This window comes from Mycolicibacterium neoaurum ATCC 25795 (assembly GCF_000691525.1).
GTDB lineage: Bacteria > Actinomycetota > Actinomycetes > Mycobacteriales > Mycobacteriaceae > Mycobacterium > Mycobacterium neoaurum.
This window is the reverse complement of sequence record NZ_JMDW01000014.1, coordinates 52,414-63,653: the sequence shown is the minus strand read 5'-3', so window position 1 is coordinate 63,653 and position 11,240 is coordinate 52,414. Positions and strand designations below refer to the sequence as shown.

The window sequence follows — 11,240 nt, the reverse complement described above, 5'->3', positions numbered from 1 at the left end:
CCGACACTGAATTTTCCGCACGCTCGTGGAGAGGAATGAACGCATGACCATCGATCCCAGGACCCCGGTTCTCGTCGGTTTCGGACAGACGAACCAGCGTGAGGAGAGCGCGACGACCGAGCCCGTCGACCTCATGGAGGCCGCCGCGCGGGCCGCCGCCGACCCGCGCGTGCTGGCCGCCGTCGACTCGGTGCGGATCGTCAACCTGCTGTCCTGGAGGTATCGCGATCCCGGTCTGCTGTTGGCGCAGCGCATCGGGGCAACATCTGCGGCCACCCGCTACACCCCGATCGGTGGCAACGTGCCGCAGTCGCTGGTCAACCAGGCGTGCCTGGACATCCAGCGGGGACGCAATGACGTCGTCCTGATCAGTGGCGGCGAAACCTGGCGCAGCCGGACCCGGTTGCGGGCCCGCGGGGAAAAGCTCACCGGCACAAAGCAGGACGAGTCGGTGCCGTTGGCACCGGGCTCCGATGACGAGTTCGCGCTGGCCGGTCCCGGCGAGCTCCGCATCCATCTGGACCGTCCGTCATTCGTGTACCCGATGTTCGAGCAGGCGTTGCGTATCGCGGCGGGCACCGCACCGGCCGAGCACCAGCGGCGCATCGGCGAACTGTGGTCGCGCTTCAGCGCCGTCGCGGCGACCAATCCGCACGCCTGGAACCAGCAGGCATTGTCCGCCGACGAGATCGCCAACCCGGGACCGAAGAACCGGATGATCAGCACGCCCTACACCAAGCTGATGAACTCGAACAATATGGTCGACCAGGGTGCCGCGCTGATCCTGATGTCCGCGGAGAAGGCGACTTATCTCCAGATACCTACCGAGCGTTGGGTTTTCCCGTACGCGGGCACCGACGCGCACGACACCTATGAGATCAGCCACCGCGCCGAGTTCCATGGCTCACCGGCCATTCGGATCGGTGGGAAGACCGTGCTGGAACTGGCACAGACCGATCTCGCCGATATCGCGTTGGTCGACGTCTACTCGTGCTTCCCGTCGGCGGTACAGGTCGCGGCCAACGAACTAGGACTGGCGCTCGATGACCCGCGCCGGCCGCTGACCGTGACCGGCGGGCTGACCTTCGCCGGCGGACCGTGGAACAACTATGTGACACATTCGATCGCGACGATGGCCGAGCGGCTGATCGCCGAACCGGGCAGCCGGGGCCTGATCACCGCCAACGGCGGCTATCTCACCAAGCACAGCTTCGGGGTGTACGGGACCGAGCCGCCGAGCCACGAATTCCGTTGGGAGGACGTGCAGCAGAAGGTGGACGCCGAACCCACCCGGGCAGCCGAGGTCGAGTGGTCCGGCGTCGGCACCGTGGAGACGTGGACGACGCCCTTCGACCGCGACGGCGAACCCGAGAAGGCGTTCCTGGCGGTGCGCACCCCTGCCGACACCCGCACCCTGGCGGTGCTCACCGATCGCTCCGAGGCGCGGGCCAGCGTGGCCGAGGACATCGCCGGGGCGAAGGTCACCGTGCGCGCCGACGGCACGGCGACGCTGGGCTGACCTACAGCAGGCCCAGTGCCGCCACCGCGTCGCGCTCCTCGCGAAGTTCGGCTACCGAGGCGTCGATCCTAGCGCGGGAGAACGCGTTGACGTCGAGCCCCTCGACGATCTCCCATCGGCCGCCGACCGACCGGCACGGGAACGAGGAGACCAGACCTTCGTCGACGCCGTAGACGCCCGGCGACGGCAGCGCCACCGAGGTCCAGTCGTCGGCCGGGGTGCCGTGGACCCAGTCGTCGATATGGTCGATGGCCCCGTTGGCGGCCGAGGCGGCCGAGCTGGCGCCGCGCGCCTCGATGATCGCGGTGCCCCGACGAGCCACCGTCGGGATGAAATCATCGGCAAGCCAATGGGTATCGGCGGCGTAGTCGGCCCCGGACCGGCCACCCACGACGGCGTGGAAGATATCGGGGTACTGCGTCGGGGAGTGGTTTCCCCAGATGGTCATCCGGCTGATCTCGGTGACCGGCACCCGCGCATGCCTTGCCATCGCGGCGACGGCCCGGTTGTGATCGAGGCGGGTCAGGGCGGTGAATCGGTCACGCGGGATATCGGGTGCGTGCGCCGATGCCACCAGCGCGTTGGTGTTCGCGGGGTTCCCGACGACGAGCACCCGCACATCGGCGGACGCACCGGCATTGAGCGCAGCGCCCGCGTTGGCGAAGATCTGCGCGTTCGCGCTGAGCAGGTCGGCGCGTTCCATGCCCTTGGTCCGCGGCCGGGCACCGATGAGCAGCGCGACATCCACCCCGTCGAACGCCCGTAGCGGGTCGTCATAGATCTCGGTACCCGCCAGCAGTGGGAACGCGCCGTCGTCGAGCTCCATCACCACGCCCTCGGCGGCGCGCACCGCATCGGGCAGTTCCAGCAGTCGCAGCGTGACCGGCGTGTCATGACCGAGCATCGCACCTGCGGCGATCCGGAACAACGCCGCGTAGCCGATCTGGCCGGCGGCGCCGGTGACGGCGACGGTGACGGGGGTGGGGGACATGCCGACCACCCTAATCGCGCCTGTCCGCGGTCAGTCGAACAGCTCGGCGAGCGGCACCTTCGGGTCGGCGAGCTTCTGCCGGTCGATCTTCGCTCCGGATCGGATGAGCGCCTTGATGTCATCGAGGCCCTCCCAGATGTTGACGTTCATCCCGGCCAGCACGCGGTTTTTCTCGTCCAGCCAGAACGAGGTGTACTCACGCCCGTCGACATCGCCGCGGAAGACCACGGCCTCGTAGTCCGGTGCGTGACCGACGTACTCCATACCGAGGTCGTACTGGTCGGTGTAGAAGTAGGGCAGCTCGTCATAAACGCCCGGCTTGCCGAGCATCCCTGCGACGGCTACGGCGGGTTGCTTCTTGGCGTTGGCCCAGTGTTCGGTGCGAATCCTGGTGCCGTACAGCGGATGCTGCGCCGCGACAATGTCACCGACGGCATAGATGTCCGCATCGCTGGTGCGCAGCGACGCGTCGACCGCAAGCCCACCGTCGACGATGTCCAGTCCTGCGCGTTCGGCCAGCCCGAGATTCGGTTCCGCGCCCACCGCAATCAGCACGGCGTCGGCGGACACCGTGGAACCATCGCCGAGGCGCACCCCGGAGGCCGGTCCGCCGGCGGTGGTGGTGATGCCCTCGACGGTCGCGCCGAACCGGAAGTCGACGCCGCGCCCGGTGTGCAGGCCGGCGAATACCTCGGCGTTCTCCCGGCCGAGCGCCTTCAGCAGCGGCAACTCCGCGTTCTCGATGACAGTGACGGCGAGATCACGGGACCGTGCGGCGGCGGCGACCTCCAGGCCTATCCAGCCCGCGCCGATGATGGCAAGTCGCTGCCCGCGCTGCAGCGCCGACAGCAGGGCATCGGCATCGACGATAGTTCGCAGCATGTGCACACCATCGGCATCGGCACCCGGGATATCCAGCCGGCGCGGCCGTGATCCGGTGGCCAACAACAGTTTGTCGTAATGCTCATGCCGGCCTTCATCGAAACCGACGGCGTGAGCGGCCGGGTCGATGGTGCTGACCTCGGTACCCAACCGCAGATCCACATCGTGTTCTCGAAACCATTTCGCGTCGTGCACCGTGAAATCGGGCGGTACGGCCTTGCCGAGCAGGTAGTCCTTGGACAGCGGCGGCCGTTCGTAGGGCAGCGCGGATTCGGCACCGAAAAGGATGATGCTTCCGTCGAAGTCGTTGTCGCGCAACGCTTCGGCGGCCTTTGCGCCGGCCAGGCCGCCGCCGATGATCAGATGGCTGGGTGTGGTCATGTCTGCTCCGTGGTTGCGGTGATGAAGGATTCGCGTAACTCGTCGTCGAGGGAAACCCGCACCAGGGCGGCGGCCAGCCGGGCCGACCTGCGTGGTGCCAGGCGGTGCAGGCCCTCCGGATCATGGGGCAGACCCAGCCCGCGTGCGGCCTCGATCGCACGGTCGTCGAAGTAGGGCCGCACCCAGGGCCACACGTCCTGCACCTCGCGCAGGAAGATGTCGGCGCCCGTCGGCCCGATGCCGTTGAACTCCTGCAGTTCGCGTTTCGTCACCGCAACGTCGTGGCACGAGTTCTCGGCAAGCATGCGAAGATCCCCGGAGTAGTGCCCGCGGACCCGGGTCGCGAGTTCGGTCAACCGGGTCGCCGAGCTCTCGTCGTAGCGGGCGTAGTGCGCGCGGCCGAAACAGTCGATCATCGTCCGTCGGTCGGAATCCAACACCGAGTCCGGTGTGCGTAGGCCCGCGGTGTGGAGTTCGCGGGCGGCGGCGGTGGCGATATCGGCGCCGATGGGCTTGCTGGCGAGCATCGCCAGCGTCAGCAACTGGAACAGCGGGGCGGGGGTGTCCTTGAGCGTGATGCCGGCTTGTTCGGCATACGTCGTACCGGCCTGCTGGATCAGCCGCTCGGCCCTGTTCTGCGAATCAGACATCGGTGTTGAGGTACCCAGGGCGGTACGGCACAAACGTCGGCTACTTTGGGGGCTACTTGGGGTGCAGTGACCTCGCATACGCGATCCCACGATCCACCCAGGATCGCAGCCTGCGGGTATCGGAAACACCGGCGGTCGACACCCGGATCCAGCCACGGACCTCGCGCCCCGACATCACCATCGGCTCGACATGCTCGCGGCCGATCAGGGCGCCGGTCTCTTCTGCGGGCACTCGCACCATCAGTCCGCCCTGACCGGATACGCAGACGGCCATGTGCCCGTTCACCAGGAAGGCCAGCCCGCCGAACATCCGCCGCTCATCGGCCCCGCCGACAAGCTCCCGCACGCGCTCCGCCAGATCCAGGTCATAGGCCATGTCAGTTCGGTGCCGCCCGGACGGTCAGGTCTGTCATGTCGAGATTCTAAGCAGTGCCAGGCTCACAGCGGACGTCGAAATTGACCGAATTCGCGATGAAGCACAGCTGATGGGCCCGCTCATGGATTGCGGACAACGCATCGAGGTGCCGAGGATCGTCGACCCGCACCTCCGGTCGCAGCACCACCTCGGTGAAATGCCCACCGCCGTCCTCGGTTTCGGTCATCGTGCCCGACGGATGGTCGGTGTAGTCGGTGACGACGATGCCGTCCTGAGCACACAGCCCCAGAAACCACAGCATGTGGCACTGGGACAGGGACGCGACCAATAGCTCTTCAGGGTTCCACCGCTGCGGATCGCCGCGGAAGGACGGATCCGCGCTGCCGGGGATCGTCGGCTTGCCGGTCCCGCTGATCTCATGGGCGCGCTCGTATGCGCGGTAAGCGCTGGTGCCGGTTCCGGTGTTACCGGTCCAGGTGATGTCCAGTTCGTAGCGGTGCGTCTTGCCGGCCATGCTCATACGGTAGGGATCCACCCGAGCGCCGGTCCCAGGTGGTCCGGACGCCGGCGAGCGTGCATGCCCGTTGGTCGACACACCGTGTCAAGACCTACAAACACGCACGCTCGTCGGGTTATGCCGCGGCCGTGGCCGTCGCGCTCTCGGCTGCCGGCTCCAGTGCCAACGCGACGATTTCGGCGACATCGGTCATCGGCCGGACATCGAGCGCAGCCAGAACCTCCTCGGGCACCTCGTCGAGATCGGGTTCGTTGCGCTGCGGGATGAAGACGGTCCTCAATCCGGCCCGTTGTGCGGCAAGCAGTTTCTGCTTCACACCGCCGATGGGCAGCACCCGACCGTTCAGCGTGACCTCGCCGGTCATGCCCACGTCGCCGCGGACCTGCCGCCCGGTCGCCATGGAGACCAGGGCGGTCACCATGGTCACACCGGCCGACGGGCCGTCCTTGGGCACCGCGCCCGCGGGCACGTGCACGTGGATCTGCCGGTCCAGCGCCTTCGGGTCGACGCCGAGCTGTTCGGCATGGGCACGCACGTAGGACAGGGCGATCTGCGCCGACTCCTTCATCACGTCACCCAGCTGCCCGGTCAGCTTCAATCCCGGCTCTGCCTCGACCGAACCGGCCTCGATGTAGAGCACATCACCACCGAGTCCGGTGACGGCCAGACCGGTCGCCACGCCCGGCACCGCGGTGCGCTCGTCGGAGTCTGGAGTGAACCGCGGACGGCCCAGGTACTCAACGAGATCCGGCTCATCGATGATGAGGCCGGTGATCCCTCCAGCCAGCTTGGTGGTGACCTTGCGCAATGCCTTGGCCAGCAGCCGCTCGAACTGGCGCACACCCGGCTCGCGGGTGTAGTCGGCGGCGATCTTGCGCAGCGCGGCTTCGGTCACCGTGACCTCACCATCGGCCAGAGCGGCTCGCTCTGCCTGCCGGGGTAGCAGGTAATCCCGCGCGATGGCCACCTTGTCGTCCTCGGTGTAACCGTCGATCTGGATCAGCTCCATGCGGTCCAGCAGTGCCGACGGGATGTTCTCGATGACGTTGGCCGTCGCCAGGAACACCACATCGCTCAGGTCCAGGTCGAGCTCCAGGTAGTGATCGCGGAACGTATGGTTCTGCGCCGGATCCAGCACCTCCAACAACGCCGAGGACGGGTCGCCCCGGTAGTCGGAGCCGACCTTGTCGATCTCGTCGAGCAGCACGACGGGGTTCATCGACCCCGCCTCCCCGATGGCCCGCACGATTCGGCCGGGCAGGGCGCCGACGTAGGTTCGCCGGTGCCCGCGGATCTCGGCCTCGTCCCGCACGCCGCCGAGGGCGACGCGGACGAACTTGCGGCCCAAGGCCCGTGCGACGGACTCACCCAACGAGGTCTTGCCCACCCCGGGCGGACCGGCCAGCACCATGACCGCGCCGGAGCCACGCCCGCCCACGACGGACATGTTGCGCTGGGCGCGCCGCGCCCGCACCGCCAGGTATTCGACGATGCGGTCCTTGACGTCCTCGAGGCCATGGTGGTCGGCGTCGAGGATCTCGCGGGCCGCTTTCAGGTCGGCCGAGTCCTCGGTCGTGACGTTCCACGGCAGGTCCAGCACGGTGTCCAGCCAGGTGCGGATCCAGCCGCCTTCGGGGCTCTGGTCGCTGGCGCGTTCCAGCTTGCCGACCTCACGCAGCGCGGCCTCGCGGACCTTCTCCGGCAGCTCGGCGGCCTCGACGCGGGCTCGGTAGTCGTCCTCACCCTCCTGGCCGTCGGGACCCAGCTCGCCCAGTTCCTTACGGATCGCGGCCAGCTGTTGGCGCAGCAGGAATTCCTTCTGCTGCTTGTCCATCCCCGCCCGGACGTCCTCGGCGATCTTGTCGTTGACCTCGACCTCGGCCAGGTGCTCACCGGTCCAATCGATCAACAGACGGAGTCGACGCTCGACATCAGAGGTCTCCAGCAGCTCACGCTTCTGCACATCACTCAGGTATGAGGCGTAGCCGGCCGTATCGGCCAGCGCGGACGGGTCGGTGATCTTGTTGACGACGTCGACGATCTGCCAGGCCTCGCGGCGTTGCAGCATCGCCAGCAGTAGTTTCTTGTACTCGGCCGCCAGGGCCTTGGTCTCCGCAGAGACCTCCGAATCGGCGATCGGCTCGACCTCGACCCACAGCGCCGCGCCGGGTCCGGTGGTGCCGGAGCCGATGTGTGCGCGGGTCTCGCCCTTGACGACGGCGGCCGCGCCGCCGCCGGGAACGCGGCCCACCTGCACGATCGAGGCGAGCACCCCGTAGGTGGGGTAGCGGTCATCCAGGCGCGGTGCGATGAGCAGCTTGCCGGTCTCGCTGGCCTGCGCGGCGTCGACCGCGGCACGGGCAGCGTCGTCGAGCTCGATGGGCACCACCATGCCGGGCAGCACGATGGGCTCGCTGACGAACAGGACCGGGACTGCGATGGCTTCAGACATCAAACCTCCAAAGTTGATTCTGATGCACTCAACCCGGAGCGGTCCTCGGTTGTTCCCGGAGCATGATCACTGCGCTGAGGGCGAACACCCGGGTCGCGGTGCCGGGGGATCGGCCGACGGCACCGCCGACTCGTCCGTCTGCTGCCATCGCGCCCGGGCTCGTTTGGCGATGACGACTGTCAGCAGGATCAGGATCCCGATGACGGCCAGCGACACCGCCGTGTTGAGGCCCTTGCCGACGTCGACCGAGAACGAATAGATGATGCCCAAGCTGACGAACGTGCCGACGAGAAGTCCGACTCCCCATACTGCAGAGAGCAGAATGTGCACCCGGTGCTTGAAGGCCGCCTCGCCGGGTTCGGGGGAGCGGTCACCACCCTCAACGCGCTCGGCGACCACCTGGGTTAACGGCTTACCGAGGACACAGCTGCCCAGGAAGATCAGTGCGCCGATGCCGCCGACCAGGGTGTCGCCGACCATCAGCATCCGGGCATCCGATGTCGCCAGGCCGACGGCCAGGCTCAAGCCGAAGTTGAGCATCAGGTAGCCGGCGAACGGGTCCAATCGGCGGGCGCGGATCGCGTCGTAGCCGACCTTGGCGCCGGCCAGCAGCGTCGCGATGAGCAGGGCCAGGTATTCGGACACCCCCGCGGCGCGCAACCCGTAGTAGGCGACCAGCGGCGGGGCGATGTCGAGCAGTATGCCGCGCAGAACCGGGGTCACGCGCAGATGCTAGATGGCGATGCTGACGATCGGCTGTCAACGTCCACGAGCCGCGAGAGTGACGTTTCTGCGCTGCCCAGACCATGGACGGCGCAGAAACGTCACTCTCGTGAACAGACACAAAGCAGGGAGCCTGCCGTTCGGGGGGTACGGCAGGCTCCCTGGGTCTTTGGTGCGTCGGGTCAGTCCGTCATCATGCGACGGCCTGGGCTCCCAACACGCGCTGGATATCAGGCTTCATCATCTGAAGCTGCTGGCCCCAGTAGCCCCAGCTGTGGGTGCCCTGTGACGGGAAGTTGAACACCCCGTTGGTCCCACCGGCTGCGACGTACTTGTCCCGGAAGCTGACGTTGGTCCGCAGGGTGAAGCCCTCCAGGAACTGTGCGGCCATCAGGTTGCCGGTGTTGGCGCCGACGTCGAGGTCCGACGGGGTGCCGGTGCCGCAGTAGATCCAGACGCGGGTGTTGTTGGCCACCAACTGGTTGATGTTGACCATCGGGTCATTGCGCTTCCACGCCGGGTCCGAGGACGGGCCCCACATGCTCTCGGCGTTGAAGCCGCCGGCATCGTTCATGGCCAGCCCGATCAGCATCGGCCACCAACCCTCGGACGGGTTGAGGAAGCCGGAAAGGGATGCGGCATAGATGAACTGCTGCGGGTGGTGGATCGCGTAGTTCAGCGATGCGCTACCGGCCATCGACAGGCCGACCACGGCGTTGCCGGTGCGCGACACGCCCTTGACGGTCTCCAGGTAGGTGGGCAGCTCCTGGGTCAGGAAGGTCTCCCACTTGTAGGTGTAGTTCTGCCCGTTGCCCTTCGAGGGCTGGTACCAGTCCGCGTAGAAGCTGGACTGACCGCCGACCGGCATGATCGTGGACAGACCGGACTGGTAGTACCACTCGAATGCCGGGGTGTTGATATCCCAGCCGTTGTAGTCATCCTGGGCGCGCAGGCCGTCGAGCAGATAGACCGCATGCGGCCCACCACCCTGGAACTGCACCCGGATGTTGCGGTTCATCGACTGGGAGAACACGTCGAGGTACTCGACGGGCAGCCCGGGTCGAGAGAACGCACCAGCAGTCGCCGAACCCCCGGCGAAACCGATCAGCCCGGGCAGCGCCAGCATCGACGCGGCAACCACCGCCAGTCTGCGTAGCCATCCGCCACGGATTTTCCTGATGGTCTTCATAACGGCAACAAACCCACCTTTCGTGTCCAAGCAATCGCCGTTGCTTTCTTCGATGGGTAGTTCAACACGGGCCACTTGCGTCACACGCGTACCAGCGCGGCGTGGTGTATCGCGGTTGGGCAACGATTCCGACTCGGCGTCGAGACCGAGTGAGCGGCTACTCGGTGACGGCCATCGCCCGACGCATCGAGGCGCGTCGGTCTTCGATGGCCCGGCCGATCTCCTGCAGCAGCAGGGGTTCGCGCATGACCAGATCATCGAGATGTGTGCGGTCGATCTGCAGCATCGTCACCTCGTCCACGGCATGGCCGGCGGCAAGCACCGGCTCGCGGGTCAACGCGGTCTGTCCCAGGAAATCCCCGGACTCCAGCGTGGCGACGGTGACGATCGCACCGTCATCACGGGTGGAGGTCAGACGCACGTGCCCGCCGACGATGAAACTCATCCGCGAGGGCACTTGACCGGCGAACTGGATGGTCTCGTCGCTGCCGTAGCGCGCCAATCGGAAATGCGGGGCGATCTCGGCAAGATCGTCTTCGTGCAGGCGCAGGGTGGACCCGACGACGTGCAGGTAGTGCGCGATCCGCTCCGGTGTGCCGAAGTCGTCGTCGGCCTCGTCGAGATGAAGCGCAGCGCGCCGCGACGCGTACCAGATCCAGCGCAGAAACGTAGATTTCGCGGCACCGTCATCGGCAGGGGAACGCAACGGAATGGTCGTCCGGTACTCCGCCCCGCCGATATAGACCGCTTTGGGGATTGCCCCTGGCCGCACCTGGGGCAGCGTTCCGGCGATCCGGGTGAGCAGTGCGCACACCTGGTCGGGAGGATCGGTGGCACCGAAAACACTTGTCAGCGAGATGGAATGGTCCCCGGGCGGCCGGCTGAGATTGGTGAACGATGCCGCGGCGAGCACCGAGTTGGGCATGATCTGCAGCCCGCCACCGCCGGTGTCGACGTGGGTCGCCCGCCAGTTGACCTCGACCACCCGGCCACGTGCCGAGGGGGTGTCCAGCCAGTCACCCAGCTGGAACGGCTGCTCGAACAACAGCAGCAGACCGGAGACGATCTGGCCGACCGCGTTCTGCAATGCCAGACCCAGCACGATCGAGGTCACGCCGAGGGCGGTGAACAGTCCGCCGACATCGGCACCCCAGATGAACGACATGATCATCGCCAATCCGATGGCAATGACCACGAAGCGAGCGACGTCGAGGAAAATCGACGGAATCCGTTTGCGCCAGCTGCCTTCCGGTGCACCCTGGAACAGGGTGGCATTGAACCCCGAGAGCAGCAGGATCAGCACGACGAAACCGAACACCGTGGCGATCAGGCGCACCGGAGTCGCGTCCGGGGACACCTGGTTGGCCTGGGTCAACAAGAGCAGCAGCGCGCCCAGCGGCACGACGTAGTTGCGTATCAGCCCGACCGCTCTGGTGAGCGCGCTGCCGCGGCGGGCAAGCGCGTTGCGCAGTTCGGTCAGCAGCACCAGCGTGATGGGCAGACCGATGGACACACCGAGGGCCCACAGAAACCATGAGGTGTCGAACAATTCGGCCATCG

General features: G+C 66.9%; 10 protein-coding genes. 1 reads left to right on the top strand and 9 read right to left on the bottom strand.

All coding sequences use genetic code 11. The features are described from left to right. Positions 1-43: 43 nt before the first annotated feature. Complete coding sequence (locus IC40_RS0120680; RefSeq protein ID WP_030136585.1) at positions 44-1,519, top strand: acetyl-CoA acetyltransferase; 1,476 nt, start codon at positions 44-46, stop codon at positions 1,517-1,519. Position 1,520: 1 nt separating this feature from the next. Here IC40_RS0120680 and IC40_RS0120675 read toward each other — a convergent pair whose 3' ends face one another. From IC40_RS0120675 to IC40_RS0120635, 9 genes are all read right to left on the bottom strand, one after another. Next, positions 1,521-2,510 (bottom strand): malate dehydrogenase, encoded by a 990-nt coding sequence (locus IC40_RS0120675; protein WP_030136584.1) that lies wholly within the window; start codon positions 2,508-2,510, stop codon positions 1,521-1,523. A 30-nt stretch (positions 2,511-2,540) separates the two neighbouring features. Beyond that, entirely contained in the window at positions 2,541-3,773 is a 1,233-nt protein-coding gene (locus IC40_RS0120670; protein ID WP_030136583.1) for an NAD(P)/FAD-dependent oxidoreductase, read from the bottom strand. After that, complete coding sequence (locus IC40_RS0120665) at positions 3,770-4,423, bottom strand: hypothetical protein (protein WP_030136582.1); 654 nt, start codon at positions 4,421-4,423, stop codon at positions 3,770-3,772. Before IC40_RS0120665 ends, IC40_RS0120670 begins: the two co-directional genes overlap by 4 nt. Before the next feature lie 52 nt (positions 4,424-4,475). After that, positions 4,476-4,799, bottom strand: a complete 324-nt coding sequence (locus IC40_RS0120660; RefSeq protein ID WP_030136581.1) for a TfoX/Sxy family protein — start codon at positions 4,797-4,799, stop codon at positions 4,476-4,478. Between the two features lie 46 nt (positions 4,800-4,845). Next, positions 4,846-5,319 carry an OsmC family protein gene (locus IC40_RS0120655; RefSeq protein ID WP_110783347.1) on the bottom strand — a complete coding sequence of 158 codons (474 nt, stop codon included), beginning with the start codon at positions 5,317-5,319 and terminating at the stop codon, positions 4,846-4,848. Between the two features lie 112 nt (positions 5,320-5,431). Continuing rightward, the gene (lon, locus tag IC40_RS0120650) at positions 5,432-7,768 is read right to left on the bottom strand and encodes an endopeptidase La (RefSeq protein WP_030136579.1); all 2,337 of its coding nucleotides are present in this window, start codon (positions 7,766-7,768) and stop codon (positions 5,432-5,434) included. A gap of 66 nt (positions 7,769-7,834) precedes the next feature. After that, positions 7,835-8,491: a VC0807 family protein gene (locus tag IC40_RS0120645; RefSeq protein ID WP_030136578.1), complete on the bottom strand. Its 657-nt coding sequence runs from the start codon at positions 8,489-8,491 to the stop codon at positions 7,835-7,837. A gap of 193 nt (positions 8,492-8,684) precedes the next feature. Then, positions 8,685-9,680 (bottom strand): esterase family protein, encoded by a 996-nt coding sequence (locus IC40_RS0120640; protein WP_030136577.1) that lies wholly within the window; start codon positions 9,678-9,680, stop codon positions 8,685-8,687. A 157-nt stretch (positions 9,681-9,837) separates the two neighbouring features. After that, complete coding sequence (locus tag IC40_RS0120635) at positions 9,838-11,238, bottom strand: mechanosensitive ion channel domain-containing protein (protein WP_030136576.1); 1,401 nt, start codon at positions 11,236-11,238, stop codon at positions 9,838-9,840. Between the last annotated feature and the right edge of the window lie 2 nt (positions 11,239-11,240).